The organism is Variovorax sp. GW460-12-1-14-LB1, assembly GCF_059423605.1.
On the sequence record NZ_JBWKYF010000099.1, the window covers coordinates 1 to 18,294 of the forward strand.

General features: G+C 65.3%; 13 protein-coding genes, 1 tRNA gene and 1 pseudogene. 11 read left to right on the forward strand and 4 right to left on the reverse strand.

Annotation, left to right across the window (positions count from 1 at the left end; all coding sequences use genetic code 11):
* The first annotated feature begins 86 nt into the window (after positions 1–86).
* On the forward strand, positions 87–2,090 hold the full coding sequence (locus AC07Y4_RS30015; RefSeq protein ID WP_495275516.1) for a polysaccharide biosynthesis protein: 2,004 nt from the start codon (positions 87–89) through the stop codon (positions 2,088–2,090).
* Positions 2,091–2,189: 99 nt separating this feature from the next.
* On the opposite strand, the gene AC07Y4_RS30020 is transcribed toward AC07Y4_RS30015, so the two are convergent.
* Together AC07Y4_RS30020 and AC07Y4_RS30025 are read right to left on the reverse strand one after the other, a co-directional pair.
* Positions 2,190–5,240 (reverse strand): YjbH domain-containing protein, encoded by a 3,051-nt coding sequence (locus tag AC07Y4_RS30020; protein ID WP_495275517.1) that lies wholly within the window; start codon positions 5,238–5,240, stop codon positions 2,190–2,192.
* The gene (locus AC07Y4_RS30025; RefSeq protein WP_495275518.1) at positions 5,237–5,854 is read right to left on the reverse strand and encodes a YjbF family lipoprotein; all 618 of its coding nucleotides are present in this window, start codon (positions 5,852–5,854) and stop codon (positions 5,237–5,239) included. Before AC07Y4_RS30025 ends, AC07Y4_RS30020 begins: the two co-directional genes overlap by 4 nt.
* Positions 5,855–6,777: 923 nt before the next feature.
* Here AC07Y4_RS30025 and AC07Y4_RS30030 point away from each other — a divergent pair.
* From AC07Y4_RS30030 to AC07Y4_RS30060, 7 genes are all read left to right on the forward strand, one after another.
* A complete protein-coding gene (locus AC07Y4_RS30030; protein ID WP_495275519.1) occupies positions 6,778–7,539 on the forward strand; it encodes a LuxR C-terminal-related transcriptional regulator in 762 nt (253 codons plus the stop codon).
* A 160-nt stretch (positions 7,540–7,699) separates the two neighbouring features.
* The gene (gene petA, locus AC07Y4_RS30035) at positions 7,700–8,317 is read left to right on the forward strand and encodes a ubiquinol-cytochrome c reductase iron-sulfur subunit (protein WP_062473677.1); all 618 of its coding nucleotides are present in this window, start codon (positions 7,700–7,702) and stop codon (positions 8,315–8,317) included.
* 14 nt (positions 8,318–8,331) lie between these two features.
* On the forward strand, positions 8,332–9,768 hold the full coding sequence (locus AC07Y4_RS30040) for a cytochrome b (RefSeq protein WP_070059900.1): 1,437 nt from the start codon (positions 8,332–8,334) through the stop codon (positions 9,766–9,768).
* A 37-nt stretch (positions 9,769–9,805) separates the two neighbouring features.
* Positions 9,806–10,582 (forward strand): cytochrome c1, encoded by a 777-nt coding sequence (locus AC07Y4_RS30045; protein WP_062473681.1) that lies wholly within the window; start codon positions 9,806–9,808, stop codon positions 10,580–10,582.
* A 95-nt stretch (positions 10,583–10,677) separates the two neighbouring features.
* Positions 10,678–11,289 (forward strand): glutathione S-transferase N-terminal domain-containing protein, encoded by a 612-nt coding sequence (locus AC07Y4_RS30050; protein ID WP_062473683.1) that lies wholly within the window; start codon positions 10,678–10,680, stop codon positions 11,287–11,289.
* Between the two features lie 41 nt (positions 11,290–11,330).
* Complete coding sequence (locus tag AC07Y4_RS30055) at positions 11,331–11,909, forward strand: ClpXP protease specificity-enhancing factor (RefSeq protein WP_070059899.1); 579 nt, start codon at positions 11,331–11,333, stop codon at positions 11,907–11,909.
* A gap of 59 nt (positions 11,910–11,968) precedes the next feature.
* Positions 11,969–12,044: transfer RNA gene (locus tag AC07Y4_RS30060), tRNA-Thr, on the forward strand.
* 106 nt (positions 12,045–12,150) lie between these two features.
* Here the strand turns inward: AC07Y4_RS30060 and AC07Y4_RS30065 are convergent.
* Positions 12,151–12,966 carry a class I SAM-dependent methyltransferase gene (locus AC07Y4_RS30065; protein WP_159278397.1) on the reverse strand — a complete coding sequence of 272 codons (816 nt, stop codon included), beginning with the start codon at positions 12,964–12,966 and terminating at the stop codon, positions 12,151–12,153.
* The gene (locus AC07Y4_RS30070; RefSeq protein WP_495275520.1) at positions 12,963–13,352 is read right to left on the reverse strand and encodes a cupin domain-containing protein; all 390 of its coding nucleotides are present in this window, start codon (positions 13,350–13,352) and stop codon (positions 12,963–12,965) included. The genes AC07Y4_RS30065 and AC07Y4_RS30070 overlap by 4 nt, the downstream gene beginning before the upstream one ends.
* 141 nt (positions 13,353–13,493) lie before the next feature.
* On the opposite strand from AC07Y4_RS30070, the gene AC07Y4_RS30075 reads away from it, so the two are divergent.
* The 3 genes and pseudogenes from AC07Y4_RS30075 to AC07Y4_RS30085 all read left to right on the forward strand — a co-directional run.
* Positions 13,494–16,643, forward strand: a complete 3,150-nt coding sequence (locus AC07Y4_RS30075) for an ATP-binding protein (RefSeq protein ID WP_495275521.1) — start codon at positions 13,494–13,496, stop codon at positions 16,641–16,643.
* A 436-nt stretch (positions 16,644–17,079) separates the two neighbouring features.
* The gene (locus tag AC07Y4_RS30080; RefSeq protein WP_495275522.1) at positions 17,080–17,532 is read left to right on the forward strand and encodes a hypothetical protein; all 453 of its coding nucleotides are present in this window, start codon (positions 17,080–17,082) and stop codon (positions 17,530–17,532) included.
* Positions 17,533–17,680: 148 nt separating this feature from the next.
* Positions 17,681–18,232, forward strand: a pseudogene (locus AC07Y4_RS30085) (DUF932 domain-containing protein); the annotation flags it as partial.
* Positions 18,233–18,294 lie beyond the last annotated feature (62 nt).

Genomic DNA, 18,294 nt, shown 5'->3' on the forward strand with positions numbered 1-18,294 from the left:
CCCCTGAATTGGGGGGGAGGGGTGGGTACCCTTCACGGACAATTGTTGCAGTGCGGTGCGTCCCAAGCGCCGCAGGAGTTTTCAGTGTGATCAATCGTCTGGCCGCGCCCTTGCTTGCTTTGCCGCGCCCCCTGAAGCGCATGCTGGCTCTGGGGGTCGATGCAATACTCTGCATCCTGTGTGTCTGGTTGGCATTCAGCTTTCGCTTTGAGCAGTGGATGACGCCGCGCGGCGTTCAGTGGTCGGCTGTCGCGGTTGCTGTCGCCCTTGCGCTCCCCCTGTTTGTTGTTTTCGGGCTCTACCGAGCCATCTTTCGCTATGCAGGTACAGCTGCAGTCATGGCTATCGTGCGCGCGTGCGTGCTTTTTGGCCTTGGCTATGCGTTGATCTTCTCGGTGGTCGGTGTGCGAGGGGTGCCGCGCACGGTCGGTCTGCTGGTCCCGTTGCTCTTGTTCCTGGCCATCGCCGGCTCGCGCATGTTTGCGCGCTATTGGTTGGGTGGTCTCTACATGAGCGCTCTGCAGCGTAAGCAGCTGCCTCAAGTTGTGATCTACGGTGCCGGTAGCGCGGGCTTGCAGCTGGCTGCGGCGTTGGCTCAAAGTCGGGACATGGTCGTCCGCGCTTTCGTTGACGATGACTTGCATCTCCAAGGCAACACGATCAATGGTCTGCGCATTCAGTCTTCGGATTGGCTCAGCAACAACGCTGCCAGCTGGGGCATCACCGACGTGTTGTTGGCGATGCCTTCGGCCAGTCGTGGACGCCGCGTTGAAATTCTGAACCAGTTGTTGCCATTGCATCTGCATGTACGCATGCTCCCGGGGTTGCTCGATCTGGCCAATGGCAAGGTCCAGGTCAATGACCTGGTGGAAGTCGACATCGAAGACTTGCTGGGGCGGGATCCAGTCGAGCCGGTGGCAGACCTGTTGCACAAGCACATCCGCGGTCGGGTGGTGTTGGTCACCGGGGCCGGTGGCTCCATCGGCAGTGAGCTGTGTCGGCAGATCGTTCAACTGTCGCCCTCCACGCTGCTGCTGGTAGAGCTGAGCGAGTACGCGCTCTATGGCATCCACCAAGAACTGGAACAATTGGCGCCGAACGTACGTGTCGTCCCACTGCTCGCCTCGGTATGCGATGCGGCACGGCTGCGTGAAGTGATGCGCGCTTGGCGCCCTGACACGGTCTATCACGCGGCGGCGTACAAGCATGTGCCGCTCGTCGAGCACAACCCGGCGGAGGGGGTGCGAAACAACGCGATGGGCACGCTCACGACGGCGCGGATTGCGATGGAGTGCAAGGTTCCCAACTTTGTCCTGATCAGCACCGACAAGGCCGTGCGGCCGACGAACATCATGGGGGCCAGCAAGCGCGTCGCCGAAATGGCGTTGCAAGGGCTGGCGCAGCAGAGTTCAGGCACTTGCTTCTCGATGGTTCGCTTCGGCAACGTGCTCGGCTCCAGTGGCTCGGTGGTGCCGTTGTTTCGCAAGCAGATCGAAGCGGGTGGTCCGATCACGCTGACGCATGCAGACATCACGCGCTACTTCATGACCATTCCCGAGGCCGCCCAGCTGGTGATCCAAGCGGGCGCTATGGCGCAGGGCGGTGACGTCTTCGTGCTCGACATGGGTGAGCCGGTGAGGATCATCGACCTCGCTCGTCGGCTGGTGGAGCTTTCGGGGCGTACGGTTCGTGACGAGCATTCGCCGGATGGCGATATCGAACTCCAGGTGACCGGATTGCGGCCCGGCGAGAAGCTCTACGAAGAGCTCCTGATTGGTGACAGCGCGATGCCTACGACGCATCCTCGTGTGATGAAGGCACACGATCCCTGCCTGCCTTGGAGCGAACTCTGGCGCCAGTTCGAGACGCTGAATGCGGCACTCGAAAGCAGCGATGTGCCGATGCTGAAGCGGGCGCTGACGCAGATGCTGCCCGGCTACCGGCCTCATGCGGAGGTGGTGGATTGGGTGCATATGGAGCGTCACCGTGTACGTGACCGTGCTCTGCCGATCGCAGCGGCAGTCGGCGCTGCGCAGGTGGGCGAGGCCAACCAGCCATCCGCACCGAATCAAATTGCCGTGGCAATCTGATTCGATAGACCTGCTTCATTTTTCCCCGTCTCGACTCACCGGGGGTGCTGAGACCAAGAGCCCTAAATCGGGGGCTCTTTTGTTTCCAGCCGGCGGCGCTTATTGCGCCCGCTTGAAGTCGAGGATGTTGTCCCCCGCCTTCGGAGCCTTGTCGTCGGGCGGTGAGAAGCTGAAAGCCTTCGGATCCCGTATCGACGTCATCTCGAACAGTGGGTTGATCCGTCCCAGCTTGGCGCCACCATCCCGTATCAGCGGAGCCCAGGCAAAGTTCGCAGTGAACTTGCTCGAGCGCGGCAGCAGCGCGTCGAAGGGGATGGAAACGTAGATGCCCTTGTCGAAGCTGCCTTCCCCGAACTGTGCGGCGGACACGTTGGTCTTGGTGGCCCACGCGCCGATCGTCACGCCGTTGTCGAAGCGGCGACTGATGTCGAGGGTGACACCGCGATCGCCTGCCAAGTATTGGCCTGCGCTGATCCTGGCCTGCACCCCGTTCCAGCCCGTGTCCCAGTAGAGCGTGGCGTGGCCGGTGTTGACCTTGTAGTCGCGCAGGCCGAGGTCCTGCGCGAAGTCGCGCTGGCGTACGTGGTTGATGTCGATGCCGAAGGCAAACTTGCTGCGCCATGGGCGGTAAAGCCATTCGGCGCCCACGCCGGCGAACATCGACTCGAGCGCGCCGCCGTAGACGCTGTAGTACTGGTCTTCGTTCAGTCGGCCCACATGGGTCAGCTGAAACACCGGCATCGTCAACCGCTTGGTCGTTGCGTACTCGCGCTGGTAGGTTCGCACGCGGGGAAGGTTGCTGGGCGCGGTGTAGGTGAACTTGTCAAAGTTGTCGAGCAAGCGCCAGTTCAGCGCGGCGTTCACCCAGGTGCTGGGTGTGAAGCGGTACTCCGCAGTGGCCGAGACGCCGAGTTGGTAGAGCAGGAAGGCATCGGGGCCGCCGAGGATCTGCGAGAAGCTCGGGGTCAGGCCGAACGTGAGTCGTTCCGTGCGCCGTTCCCATGGCGCCATGGCCGGCGTCTCGCCGGACGACGTGGTGGCGGTTGTATCAGTGGGTGTGCGCTGCGGCGATGCCGGCACGTAGAGCCCGTCTTCGGCCCGGCCGCGCGGCGGGGCGTAGTCACGCTGGTCCGTGGCGCGCAGTTCGGCGGGCGTCTGGGCTTGGTAGTGCGCTGTCACCCACTCGCTGCGATCGACAACCTGCGTGTGCAGTGCCAGTCCGCGCTCGTTGTAATGAAGCACGAAGTGTTTGATCGACGCCGGGGCATCGCGATGCATGACGGCAATGACCTGCTGCACGCGGGCCTCGCGGTACACCGTGTGGCTTTCGGTGATCCAGACGTGCGCGCTGTCGCCTTGCGGCGCGATGCGCTGCACGGTCCATTCGGTGCGTGCCTGGATCTCCGCAGCGGTGGAGGCCCATCCGGGTGGATTGGCTGGAGCCTCCGGCGTGAAGCGGGGCGGCGGCGGATCTGCGGGCTTGCTGGCCCGCATGCTCGCCATGTTGGTGGACAGGGTCAGGCCCACCATCACCTTGTTGCCGCGCTCCAGGCCGGCGGTGAAGGCCACGCCGGGTGAGTAGCGATATTCCAGTCCGATGTTGAAGGGTGAGCGCTGAACCTGGTTGTTCTGCTGGGGCTCGTTCTTGTAGTTGTTGCCTTCGTACTCGAGCTTGACGGTCAGGGGATCCCAGGGCGTGCGCCATTCGACGCCGCCGAACAAGGAGGCTGGACCTCGGAAGAAAGCCTTGAAGTTCGCTTCACCGCCCGTTGCGGAACTCACCGTACGCGTTCTGAAGCGATTGCTCAGTGCCAGCAAGGGGTTGCGGATGTTGCCGCTGTTGCCCAGGTATCCCCAGCCGATGCCAAGGCTGAAGTCGAGATCGCCGTAGCGCTTGTTGGCGACCAGGTATTCGGCCGAAAAGAGGCCGGTGCCGCCAAGGTCGCGAAAGCCCAGTGCAACCTGAGGCGCATACGCGGATTCGCGCAGCAGCCGCAGTTTCACGTCGATGCTCTTGTCCTTGTTGCTCTGGCCAGTGGTGCTGGCGGCATACGCGCGGTTGCTGATGGAGGTGTAGCGAAAGCCCGCCTCCATCCAGTCCAGTGGCTGGAACATCACGTTCAGTCGCGTATAGGGCGACACGTGGCTGATCGAGGTGCGGAAATCACCGGCCTCGCCCATGCGTGCCGTTGGCGTCTGGAGCAGGCCGGTTTCGCCCCAGTCGTTGCTGCTTGTGCGAGGCGCCTTGTATTGCGGGGCCGAGGCATCGGGGCGCACCGAGATGACGCTCTCCGGCGGAACTGACGGCGGAATGGATGTATTGAGTGTTGCGGTCGGCTTGGCAGCTGCAAGCGCGGCAGTGGTGGTGCCGAGCGCCGCTGTCTGAGGCGAAGGGCCCTGGGTCGCCAGGAACTTGATGATGCCTTCCGATGCGTTGACCAGTTCGGTCATGCCGCGCGGCGCTGCCCAGATCCACGCACCAGGTGCGGGCTCATCGGAGGGGTGGCCGTTCCAGGGGGTGATGCCCACGCGGGACGTCCGGCCGTCGGGTTGTGCCACCCATGCCCAGTCGTGGGTGCTGTCGGGCGCGCAGGCGATGACGTAGTCCCAGGCGGTCCGGCCGGCCTCGTGCGCCACGTGGCACAACTCGCCATTGGGGCGGACAACCGCGATGGTTTTCAATTGGGGGGAGGGCGCAACGAGTTGCTGGCCGGCCGACAGTACCGGGTCTTGATCCGGGTGTGCCTGCAGCCAGCGGGGGTCCACGATGCCCAGTGCCACGCGGCCGGTGACCGGCAGGTTCTGCAGCCACGTGATGAGCTTCAGTCGGTCGAGTTGCTCGGAACGCGGTGCGCGCCTGCTGGCCGCCTCGAGGCGCACGAGCAGGGTGTTCTTCAGAAACTGCTGGGCCAGCCGTTCCTGCGGTACGCGCCACGCCAGCCCGGGCGTTGCAGTGCCTTCTGGTTGACGCAGCAGCCAGGTGCTCAGTCGTTCGCCGGGTCGCACTTCGGCATCGCTTGCAGGTTCAACGGTCGCCGCGTTCTGTGATGGCTCCGCCGCGGCGCCGAGACTTGCCATCAGCGCGCAGGCAAGGGCCGTTCGACGGGGCCAATGCGGGGGGCTGATGGCTCGCAGAAGGAGGGGGCTCATGTACCAGCGCGCGCCGCGGTGGCGGCTGCTGGTGCGGGGGGTGTCCACTGTTCGAAGCTCATGCAGAGGTCGCGGGAAATACATTGCTCCGAATACACGACCTGAGGGGCACCATAAGCAAATGAAACGCCGAAGCGCGCGGGAGGAATGGCGGCTGCCGCAGGACGGGAGACGCTGCGCTCTTCATACCAACGCAAGGCGCTCGCGGGCGCGCCCGCGAGCGCGCTGTCGGTGGGCGGCGCGATCGATGTGCGCGCGATGTCGTCGCGGATACCGAAGCGATAGCCGGGCATCAGGTCGCGTTCGCGCGAGTAGGTCTGCGGGGTGTTGGCGGCGTGGGCTTGCCAGGCGGGTGGGTTGGCAAGTCGAACGTCGCGCCAGTCGATGGACAGCCCGGTCGTGCCGACCAGTTGACCATTCAGAAGTCGGACGACTTCGCCCGTGCCGCTGTACCAAACCTCGACGGGCCCTTCGGCGCGCTGATCGATATAGCCGAGCACCATATACAGGACGCGCCCATCGACGGTGGCCCGCAGGTACCGATAGCTGGGATTGAAATTGGGCTGGGTTGCTGCAGACTCGCCGCGATACAGCAGGCGAGCTGAATCCAGCATGGCTGAAGTTCCGGAGGAGCAACCGCCAACGCCCAAGAAAAACGTTGCCAAAAGGCAACGTTCTAAGAGTCGCGTGGCGGAAGCAACGCGCGGACTTTTCAGCGAATGCCCTCCTTTCAGGAGGGCAACCAGCATTAACGCGTGCCGGTGGTGCCCGTGCCGGTGGTGCCCGTGCCGGGGACGAAGAAGCCGCCGCCGCCGTTGCCGTTGTTGCTGCTACCGAGGGCCAGCATCAGAGCACCGGTGCCTCCAACAGCGCCCCACTGAGCGGGGGTCAGGCCACCAAGGCCAGCAGCGGTTGCGCTCGGAGCGCCAGCGGGGCCTGGTGCAAATGCGCGAGTGTTGTTGCTTGCGGGCGCAGGGGTAACCTGCGTTTGGGCAAAAGCCGACGAGATTGCCAAGGTGGCAAGGGCGACGGTAGCAACCAGTTTGTTCGTCTTCACAGTGATCCTCTCAAAGGGTTTTTATGCTCTTGACTTGAGGTTAGCAGCATCAGAAGTGTGCCGCAACTAATTTGGCCTGGAGGATGAGGCGTTTGCCACGGCTTCCTTGTAACCGCGTATTGCCTCGATTGTTGCGGGTGAGTGTGACGGGGACATGTGTATCTCAATGCTACGTAACGTTCCGCCCAAGATGGCCGTAACGACGGCGGCTGACGCGCAGCTCCGGCGGCAAGGCCCCGGTCGCTACTGCCGCATTTTTTCAATGAAATCAACGCACTGACCGAGCCATCGTTGCGATGGGCCGCCGGGCCGACTCCCAGGCATCGTTCCTGCAGTACCCCGAAACGAAAGTTGACATTCAAGGTAGGCCGCGGGGCACAACAAGGGGATATGCGTGGTTCGATTGTCTGAAGGTGGGGTAGAGGAGGGTGTGCGCGTGTGCGGGCCCGTGGCCGACGGTGTGATCGGAGGCGTCTGCTCATGATGAATCACCTGTCCGCCAGCAGCGCACACTCGGCGCCGGCACTCACCGGCCGGTACGCCGCCTTGGGCTGTGCCTTCTTCGGTGCCCTGATTGTTGAGAGCGACCTGGCCCTGGCCGACCGCATGCGACGCCTTCTTTGCGATCTGGCCCCGGGTCGCCGCGTCGTGATCGCCTCCACGCACGCGGAAGCGATCCGTCTGCTGGCCGCGCTGCCCTACGACCTGGTGCTGATCGACATGCACCTCACTGATGACGGCGGTGTCGCGCTCCTGTCGCACCTGCGGCGTGCCTATCCGCAGATCGACGCCATCGCCATGTCGAAGGACGACGACCGCCTGCTGGTCGAGGCCGCGATCTCGTCAGGAGCCTCCGGCTACCTGCTGACGAGCACCGACGATGCCGAACTCTCTTTCTTGCTGCGCTCGATCGAGCGCGGCGGTTCGCCGATGGACGCACGCGTCGCGCGTCGCGTCCTCGGCCTGATTGCGGCGTCCGCGAAACCGGAGGGTGTCGAGTCCGCATTGCGCGACGGCGACACGGTCTCGCCCCCGATGCCTGCTCCCGGGCTGCTGTCACCTCGGGAGCTCAATGTGCTGCGCCTGATCGCGCAAGGCTGGAGCAATCGGCAGATTGCCGAAGCGATCTGCCTTTCGATCAACACGGTCGAGTTCCACGCCAAGCGGATCTACCGCAAGCTGGCCGTCAAGTCGCGCACCCAAGCCGTTCGGCAGGCGACCCAGTACGGGCTGCTGAGCTGAGCGTCGAGGGCGGTCGCGTGCTGTCGCGCACGTGCTGCGGCGTCGTGCGCACGCGCGGCAATCATTGAAAAACCCTTTTGCGCCCCGCTACAATCTCGGGTTGACCTTGCTGTGGCAAAGGTCAGCCCCTGCTCCAGCGAAGAAGACTTAGAGGATCCCCATGAGTGACATGACCTCCGGCTCGCCCCGGATCGACACAAGCAAGCGGACGTGGTTGATCGCATCCAGCTGTGCCGGCGTAGCGGGCGGCGTGGCCACCGCAATCCCTTTTGTGAGCACATTCCAGCCGTCCGAAAAGGCCAAGGCCGCGGGCGCCGCGGTCGAAGTGGACATCTCGGCCCTGAAGGTCGGCGAAAAGATCACCGTCGAATGGCGTGGCAAGCCGGTCTGGATCCTCAAGCGCAGCCCTGACCAGGTCGCCGAACTCGCCAAGCTCGATGGCCAGCTCGCCGATCCGCTCTCCAAGCGTCACCCCGACGAATTCACGCCCAAGTACGCACAGAACGGCCATCGTTCGATCAAGCCCGATGTGCTGGTTGTGGTCGGCATCTGCACCCACCTCGGCTGCTCGCCGGTCGACCGCCTGCAGGCCGGCCCGCAACCCTCGCTGCCGAACGACTGGGAGGGCGGCTTCCTTTGCCCCTGCCACGGTTCCACGTTCGACCTCGCCGGTCGCGTCTTCAAGAACAAGCCCGCTCCTGACAACCTCCCTGTGCCTCCGCACATGTACCTGTCCGACACGCGCCTGCTCATCGGCGACGACAGCAAGAAGGCCTGAGGGAGACCACGAACATGGCTGAATTTCACGAAGTTTCCCCCAACGCCCCCGCAGGCGAGAAGCTGCTCAACTGGGTCGACAACCGCTTCCCGCTGACCAAGCTCTGGAACGACCAGTGGGGCAAGTACTACGCACCGAAGAATTTCAACTTCTGGTACATCTTCGGCTCGCTCGCGATGCTGGTCCTCGTGATCCAGATCGTGACCGGCATCTTCCTCGTCATGCACTACAAGCCCGACGCGAACCAGGCGTTCGCATCGGTCGAGTACATCATGCGCGACGTGCCCTGGGGCTGGCTGATCCGCTACATCCACTCGACGGGCGCCTCGGCGTTCTTCATCGTGGTGTACCTGCACATGTTCCGCGGCCTCATGTACGGCAGCTACCGCAAGCCGCGCGAGCTGATCTGGGTGTTCGGCTGCGCGATCTTCCTGTGCCTGATGGCCGAAGCCTTCATGGGCTACCTGCTGCCCTGGGGTCAGATGTCCTACTGGGGCGCCCAGGTGATCGTGAACCTGTTCGCTGCCATCCCCTTCATCGGTCCTGACCTGGCCCTGCTGATCCGCGGCGACTACGTCGTGAGCGACGCCACGCTGAACCGCTTCTTCAGCTTCCACGTCATCGCCGTGCCGCTGGTGCTGCTCGGCCTCGTGGTGGCTCATCTGATCGCGCTGCACGAAGTGGGTTCGAACAACCCCGACGGCATCGAGATCAAGGCCAAGCGCGGTCCCGACGGTCATCCGCTCGACGGCATCCCGTCGCACCCATACTACACGGTGCACGACATCTTCGGCGTGGTGGTGTTCCTCACGATCTTCTCGGCCGTGATCTTCTTCGCGCCTGAAGCCGGTGGGTACTTCCTGGAGTACAACAACTTCATCCCGGCCGATTCGCTGAAGACGCCGAACCACATCGCCCCGGTCTGGTACTTCACGCCGTTCTATTCGATGCTGCGCGCCACCACCGACGACATGGTCAACGTGTTCGCGCTGATCATCGCGGCCGCCGCCGTCTGGAACTTCATCAAGGGCAAGTCGGGCATGGGCCTCAAGGTTGCCGCGGTGGTCGTGGCTGCCGTCGTGATCTTCCTGCTCAAGACCTTCGACGCCAAGTTCTGGGGCGTGGTCATCATGGGCGGCTCGGTCATCATCCTGTTCTTCCTGCCGTGGCTCGACCACAGCGAAGTCAAGTCGATCCGCTACCGTCCGAGCTGGCACAAGTATGTCTACGGCGTGTTCGTGTTCCTGTTCCTGATCCTGGGTTACCTCGGCATCCAGGCGCCCGGCGTCTGGGGCAACTTGGTCATCGGCTCGTTCGCCCTGGACATCGCCCAGACCATCTCGCAGATCGGCACGCTCTTCTACTTCGGCTTCTTCCTGCTGATGCCGTGGTGGAGCCGCAAGGGCGAATTCAAGACCGTGCCCGAGCGCGTGGTCTTCGCCGCCCATTGATGCGCGCGCAAGTGCAAGAGAGCTTGAGAGAAACACGATGAAGAAAAGAATTTCCGGCTGGCTCGCTGTCATGGGTCTGGCACTGGGCCTGACCTTCTCCGCGGCCGCATCCGCCGAATCGGGCGGTCTGGCGTGGGACAAGTCGCCCAACAAGACCACCGACGTGGCGGCCCTGCAGAACGGCGCCAAGCTGTTCGTCAACTACTGCCTCAACTGCCACTCGGCCGCCTTCATGCGCTACAACCGCCTGCAGGACATCGGCATCAGCGAGCAGCAGATCAAGGACAACCTTCTGTTCACGACCGACAAGGTCGGCGAGACCATGAAGGCCAACATCGACGCGCGCCAGGCCAAGGAATGGTTCGGCACCACGCCGCCCGACCTGACGCTGGTCGCACGTTCGCGCGCCGGCCACGGCGGCACGGGCCCCGACTACCTGTACACCTTCCTGCGCAGCTTCTACCGCGACGACACCAAGGCCACCGGCTGGAACAACCTGCTGTTCCCGAGCGTCGCCATGCCGAACCCGCTGTGGGAACTGCAGGGCGAGCGCCTGCCGGTGCACGCCAAGGTCGAGCAGCACGGTCATGCCACCGACGTGTTCACGGGCAAGTGGGAGCAAGTGACCCCCGGCACGCTGACCCCGGTGCAGTTCGACAGCGCAGTGGGCGACCTCGTCGGCTACCTGCAGTGGATGGCCGAGCCGGCACAGAACACCCGCGTGCGCATCGGCGTCTGGGTGCTGCTGTTCCTGGCCATGTCGGTGGTTTTCGTATGGCGACTGAACGCCTCGTACTGGAAAGACGTCAAGTAATTCCGTTCACGCCGACCGGGCGCCTCGTGCGTCCGGTCCCACAGAGTGGGTTGCCCAGGCGACCCACTCTTTTTGATTTTTAGGAGTCTCTCGCCATGATGGTCTTGTATTCAGGAACGACCTGCCCCTTCTCCCACCGCTGCCGCTTCGTGTTGTTCGAAAAGGGCATGGACTTCGAGATCCGCGACGTCGATCTCTACAACAAGCCCGAAGACATCAGCGTGATGAATCCGTACGGCCAGGTGCCGATCCTGGTCGAGCGCGACCTGATCCTGTACGAGTCGAACATCATCAACGAGTACATCGACGAGCGCTTCCCGCACCCGCAACTGATGCCCGGCGACCCGGTCGACCGTGCCCGCGTGCGCCTGTTCCTGCTCAACTTCGAGAAGGAACTGTTCGTGCACGTCGCCACGCTCGAGAACCGCACCGCCAAGGGCAACGAGAAGGCGCTCGAAAAGGCCCGCTCGCACATCCGCGACCGCCTCACGCAGCTCGCACCCGTGTTCCTCAAGAACAAGTACATGCTGGGCGACAACTTCTCGATGCTCGACGTGGCCATCGCGCCGCTGCTCTGGCGTCTCGACTACTACGGCATCGACCTCAGCAAGAACGCGGCACCGCTGCTGAAGTACGCCGAGCGCATCTTCTCGCGCCCGGCCTACATCGAAGCACTGACGCCTTCCGAAAAGGTCATGCGAAAGTAAGTAAGCTGCGTGCTTGCTTCCTTCGTTTTTCGCCGCCTTTCATGATCAACGCGCTCGAGTCCTCTTCCACCCGCCCCTACCTCATCCGGGCGCTGTACGAGTGGTGCACCGACAACGGGTTCACGCCCTATGTCGCGGTGCTGGTCGACGACACCGTCCAGGTGCCGCGCGAGTACGTGAAGAACGGCGAGATCGTGCTGAACATCAGCTTCGACGCGACCAGCTCGCTGAAGCTGGGCAACGACTTCATCGAGTTCAAGGCCCGCTTTGCCGGCACGGCGCGCGAGATCAGCGTGCCGGTCGGCCGTGTGATCGCGATCTACGCCCGTGAGAACGGCCAGGGCATGGCGTTCCCGGCGCCTGTGCCGGCCGCCACCACGTCCGACGATGGCGACGACGCCGCCTCGGCCGCGGCTTCGCCGAACAGCGCGCCGCGCATGCCGCTGCGCGATGCCTCGCGCGGCACCGAGGGCGACGCCAGCAAGGTGTTCCACCTGGTGACGGGCGAAGAGGGCGACGAGACGGTCGACGCCGGCTCGGCGCCTTCCGACCCGACCGACGAGCCACCGCGCCCGCCGGCCGGTGGCGGCACCCGGCCGTCGCTCAAGCGCGTCAAGTGACGACGCGGTCGGCCCCAAAGCCGGCCGCTTAGAATCGTCGCCAGCACTGCTTTCTTTCAGCCGCTTTAGCTCAATTGGTAGAGCACCCGCCTTGTAAGCGGAAGGTCGTCAGTTCGATTCCGACAAGCGGCACCAATCAAAAAAGCCCGACAACGTCCTGCGTTGCCGGGCTTTTTTCTTTGTCTCCCTTGACCTCTTCGGCGGTCCGGTCTGGCCGCAGAAGGCGACGGAACGCCGCAGATCAGCCCACCTCTACCGTCACCCGCAGGAACGTCGCGGCGATCAGGCAGGTGTTGGGGTACTGGCTCTGGTTCTGGCTCTGGAACAGCGTCACCAGCTCCGTGCGCAGCTCGTCGGTGCGCCCCGCCTGGGCTGCCGCGTCGAAGGCGTTCATGGTCGGGCCATAGAACTGCCGGAACGTGTCGACGAATTCCGCCGCCGAGCCTTTGAAGTCGAAGATGTAGCTGTCGCGTTCCCAGCTGATGGCCTCCGAAGCGACGCCTGCCGCGCCAAAGCGCTCGATGATGTTCGGGGTCGAGCCCCAGCCCATCGGGCTCACGAAGCCCTCGGGCGGCGGGGGCGCATATGACGAACTGATCTTCAGGATCTGCGCCACCAGCGTGGGGTCGTTCGGGATCCAGTTGCCCATGAGGATGCGGCCGCCCGGGCGCGTGACACGCACCATCTCCCGTGCCACGTCGAAGGGCCTGGGCGCGAACATGGCGCCGAACATGCTGATGACGAGGTCGAAGGACTTGTTTTCCAGCCGCAGCTCGCAGGCGTCCCCTTCCTCGAACCGGCAGCTGGCCGACAGCCCGGCCTGGGCCGCCCGCCGGTTGCCCGCGGCGACCAGGTTGGCGGCGATGTCCACGCCCAGCACCTGCGCGCCGAGTTTCGCGGCCGGAATGGCGGTGTTGCCGTCGCCGCAGCCGAGGTCCAGCACCTTCATGCCGGGCGTGATGTGCGCGTGCCGCACGACGTCTTCACCGCTCTCGCGCATGCTCTCGGCGATGCGGGTGAAGTCGCCTTTTTCCCAGAGGGCCTTGTTCGGGTTCATGACTTCACCTTCTCGATCATGTGGTCGATCACGTGCGTGTGCTCGTGTTGCGGGCTGAACATCACGATCTCCGCGTCGGCGTCGACCTTGACGTTGTGGCCAGGCGGCCAATAGAACAGGTCGTTGGTTTGGACGGTCTCCTGCTCCCCGGCGTCGTCGGTGGTGGTGATCTGGCCCTTGAGCACGAACCCCCAGTGCGGGCACTGGCAGGAGTTGTTGTTGTTCAGGCCCTGGAAGAGCGGCGTCGTGTCGACGCCCGCCGACAGCGTGAAGTACTCGCCGCTGATCTTGCTGTAGCCGGTCGCGTCGCCGAAATCCAGACGCTGCCGGATCAGGGCACCGGGAATTTCCATCTTCACGTCGACTTCGTCTTTTGCGATATGCATGAGGTACTCCTTGAGGGTCCGCGGGCGCGAGGGTGATGCGTCTATTCGTTGCACCCGCCAGATTCGATAGACGGCATACTGATGCTCCACGCTTGGCGTTCCTGAAACGTTCCCGGCCCGTGCCGGGGGAAAGGAATCGCGATGTCGCCCCCACCGACTCCGTCGTCCGATGCCGTGTCGATCCGGCTGCTGGGCCCGTTCCACCTGAGCGTGGCCGGCGATGACCCGCAGATTCCACCAGTGCCGCTGACCCGGCGCGCCGCCGAGCTGCTGCAGCTGCTGGCATTGCAGCCCGGACGCAGCCTGGCGAACGAGCAGGTGGTGGAGGCCCTGTGGCCGCACCTGGACCCCGACGCGGGCAGCGCCAACCTGCGCAAGGCCGCACACCACGCGCGCCAGTTCATCGGCCAGCCCGACGCCCTGGTGCTGCGAAGCGGCCGCGTTTTCCTGTTGCCCGACCAGGCGGTGGCATGCGACGCCGAGCGGTTCGAGCGCGCAGCGGACGAGGCCCTGCGCAGCGGCGATCCGCAGGCCTGCAAGGCGGCCGCGCAGCTCTACGGTGGCGACCTCTTGCCGGACGCCCGCTACGAAACCTGGACCGAGGCGCCGCGCCAGCGGTTGCGCGACAAGTTCCTGCGGCTGCTGCGCCAGACCGGCGACCTGGAGCGGCTGGTGCGCGAAGACCCCACCGACGAGGCGGCCCATGTGCAGCTGATGCGCGAGGAACTGGCGGCCGGGCGACGCTCTTCGGCGCTGCGCTGGTACGGCCACCTGCGCGACCATCTGCAGCAGACCCTGGACATGCGCCCCGGCCCGCCGGCCGAGGCGCTGTACCGCGAATGCGTGGCGGGCCTGGAAGGCGCCGCGCCGCGTTTCGTCGGCCGTGCCATGGAACTGGTGCGTGTCCTGGGGTGGCTGCGCGCCAGCCTCGCGGGCCGGCCAGGGGGCGCGGTGGTGCGCGCGCCGGCGGGGATGGGCAAGACCGCGTTCTGCCGCCGTGTCGCCGAAGAAGCGCGGGGCCTGGGCTGGCAGGTGCGCTCGTTGCAGGCCGGCGACTGGACCCGGCCCTACGGCATCGCGGCCGACCTGGTGGAGCCCTTGCTCGGCGAGCTGCCCGACGCGGCGCAGGCCATCGGTGCGCACGCTCAGGCTGTGCTGGCGCAGATGACCGCCTCGGGCGACGTGAAGCCGCTGGCCCTGCCGCTCGGGCGTCACCAGATGGTGGGCGCCGTGCGCCGGCTGCTGCTGGCCACCGCTGCGCAAAAGCCGGTGCTGCTCATCGTCGACGATGCGCACGCGGCGGACGACGCGAGCGCCCAGGCGCTGACTCAGTTGGCTGCCAGCGGCCCCCCGGTGTTCGTGCTGCTCGCGTGCCGGCACGCGCTGCCGCCGCTGCTGGATCGGAACACCTCGCGCCTGCAGCGCGCCGGCCAGCTGGAGGCCCTTGAACTGGGCCCGCTGTCCGAGGAGGAAGCGGCGCTGCTCGCAACCCGCTCGGCCGACGCACCGGTGACGACCGCCACCGCCACCGCCATCGCGCGTCGTGCCGAAGGCCTGCCGTTTGCCGTGGTCGAGCTCGCGCGCGGTGCCGCTACCTCAGACGGCGCCGCGGCGGTGATGTCCCGCAGCCTGTCGTCGGCCCTGGCCGAACGCCTGTGCGACCTGGACCCCGGCACGACGGAGGCCTTGCGCCGGTTGGCGCTGTCGGCCGAGGACTTCGACGTGGCCACGGCCGTGGCGCTGGCCACCGATGAAGGCCACGACGCATTGGCGCGCCTCGACCAGGCGCTGGCCGCAGGCGTGCTGGTGGTCGCCGATGGCCGCTACCGCTTCCGCCATGCACTGGTGCGCGAAGCGCTGGCCGAAGGCATCCCGCCGCACCGGCGTGTGCTGCTGCATCGCGATGTGGCAGCGCGGCTCGCGCAAGGCGGTGCGGCACCGGGCCTGGTGGGTCATCACTGGCTTGCCGCGGGCGATGCCGAGCGGGCGATGCCGTGTGCGCTGGCGGCCGCGCGCCAGGCCTTCCGCCTCGGTGCCTACGAGGACGTGTTGCGCCACGTCGAGCCGCTGCTCGCGCACCGGGCGGCGCAGCCGGAAGCCCTGGCGCTGCGTGCCGAGTCCCTGGATGCGCTGGGCCGGCCCGGCACCTTGGCCGCCTACGATGCGGCCGCCGCCGTCGCGCCAGACGCGTTGTCCCACGAACTGCGCGCCAAGCGGGCCTTGGCGCAAGTGAAGATGAGCGACCCGCCCGGTGCCCTGCAGTATCTGAAGAACGTGCACCCCACCACGGTGGCGGGGCGCCTCGCCGAAGCGTTGGCCTACAGCGGCGCGGCGGCCCTGGGCTTCGGGGACCCCGCCGAAGGCACGCGCCGCTCGGCCGAAGTGCGTCGGATCGCCCTGGAGACGGGCGACGAAGGCACGCTCGTGATCGCCTCCTGGTCGCAGGCCGCGGCGGCGCACGCGCGCGGCGACCTGCACGGCAGCGTGTGGGCCGACCTGAAGGAGACGAGCCACCTGCCGCAGCTGGCGGTGCGCGTGTTCGACGGCCACCTGTGCATCACGCAGCGCTTCCTGTATGGCTCGCGGCCGTACGCCGAGGTCATCGCCTTCGCCGATGCGTTGGCCACGGAAGCGCAGCGGCTGGGCGCGGCGCGTGGGCACGCGTTCGCGGTCACGCTGCGCGGCGAGGCCTGGCTGCTCAGCGGCCAGCTCGACGCCGCCGAGCAGGACCTGGTGGCCGGCGGGCGCATGCACCGCGCAATCGGCGGCGCGACCGGCGAAGCGCTGTCGTTGCAGCGCCGCTCCGAACTGGCGATCTACCGCGGGCAGATGGACCGGGCGCACGGCCTGCTCGACGAAGCGCTCGACGTCGCGCGCCAGTCCGACGTCGGCTTCCACTTGCTGGACCGCATCTACGGCACCCGCATCGCGATGGCCACGCAGCCCGACGCCGCGCTGGGCGTGCTGGAGGAGGCCGAGGCCAACGTGCGCGGCCCGCTGGAAAGCTGCCCCGGCTGCCGGATCACCTTCGCCATCCCGGCCACCATCGCGACCGCGAGAGCGCACGAACTGGACCTGGCGGCCAGCCACCAACAGCAATCCGAATACCTGGCCAACGTGGTGATGAAGCTGCCGGCCTGGTACGCGTCGCTGCACGAGGCACAGGCCCACATCGAACGGGCCTCGGGCCGTGTCGCTGCCGCGCGCGAAGGCTTCGCCGCGGCGGCGCGGGAGTTCCATGCCTGCGGCCATGCGCTGGACGCCGCGCGCTGCCGGGAATTGGCCGGCTAGGAAGCCCGCGCGGCTTCAGCGTGATGAACGGATGATGGCTTGCTGGATCGCAGTAGTCCCATGCTGACCGGGTCTGCTCACGACAAAGGGCGGTTAGCCGTGCTGGCAAGGTGTGTTTTGGGGAAATCTGAGGCTTTGGCTCTGGGTAGTGGTGCTCAGTTCCCGATTTCGAGCGACCGAGTTTGAATCCAGAATTTTTCAGACCTATATGACTTAGGTGAGCACTGACAAGAAGTGACCATCTGGCCTGTCTAGCCGGCTGCGTGCGTGCAATGGGGCTGATTTCCCCCCAATCCTCGACCGAAGTCTCACTTTCTTCGAATCTAACCAGCCAAACTGTCAAAAAGCCCAGCCGACCGCAAGGTCGTGCTGGGCTTTTTGTCGTCTGGGTGCTCCTTCTCTTCCACTCACCCACCCGCAAAGGAGCTTCTTCAGTTTGTCCTACTTTCAATGTCCCAACTGCGGCTCCAACCGCATCGAAACCCGTGACGTGGCCCAACGAACCGGTGGCACGCTCGGCGGTCTGGCCGGTGCAGCCGGTGGCATCGCTGGTGCACTGCGCGGCGCCCGCACCGGCTTCACCATCGGCATGGCTGCCGGACCGGTCGGCGGTAGCCTCGGCACCGTCATTGGCGTTGTTCTTGGCGCTCTCGGCGGTGGCGCCCTCGGCACCGAGGTCGGCGCCATCTTCGGCCGTGTCGTGGATGACCGGGTCCTGAACAACTGCCGATGTACCGCGTGCGGTCACACCTTCAGTGGGCAGCGTGGAGCCAGTGATTCGCCGTGGTCCTCGGCTGAACCCGTAACACCGTCCCCCTTTCGACCAGTGAACCCAGGCTCGGAGACGAGCCCGCACGAAATCGATCCTGACGACCCCGATTTCGACTGATACGCAGTCGTTCCTTTCCGCGCTTTGCGCCCTGGAGGCGCTCGGCTCTTCGTTTCCCCTCCCTCTTTTGCACAAGTCGTCATGGCCAGGGCTCTCGCAGCTCCTCGGCCAAGGTTCACCTGTGCGCGAAATTCAAGAAAGACCTTTCATGGCACACCAAATCGAACAGATGGCTTACGTCGGCGAAACACCTTGGCACCGCCTGGGCCACCGCCTCCAACCCAAGCAACCCCTTGAGGTCTGGGCTCAGCAAGCCGGCATGGACTGGAGCATCCAGGAAACGCCGGTGCGCTTCATCACCCAAGGGGCTGTGACTTGCGCCAGCGGCTCCCCACCTGAGGGTGATTCCCTCCAGATTCTGGAGTCCTTCGCCGAGCAGAAGGTGCTCTACCGCAGCGACACCCAGGCCGCACTGTCGGTCGTCAGCAGCCGCTACCAAGTCGTGCAACCTCGCGCGGTTCTCGAGTTCTATCGCGACCTCACCGAGATCGGCGGCTACGAGATGGAAACAGCTGGCGTCCTCAAGGGCGGTCGCAAGGTCTGGGCACTGGCGCGCACCGGCAAGCACGCCGTGCTCAAGGGCAGCGACACCGTCAACGGCTATTTGTTGTTCGCAACCTCCTGCGACGGCACGCTGGCCACCACGGTCACGCCGACGACCGTGCGAGTCGTGTGCAACAACACACTGTTGATTTCCATCTAGAAGTGACCCAGTTGGCGGTGTGATTTCCATCTAAATCTGACCCACGTGATAACCCTAAC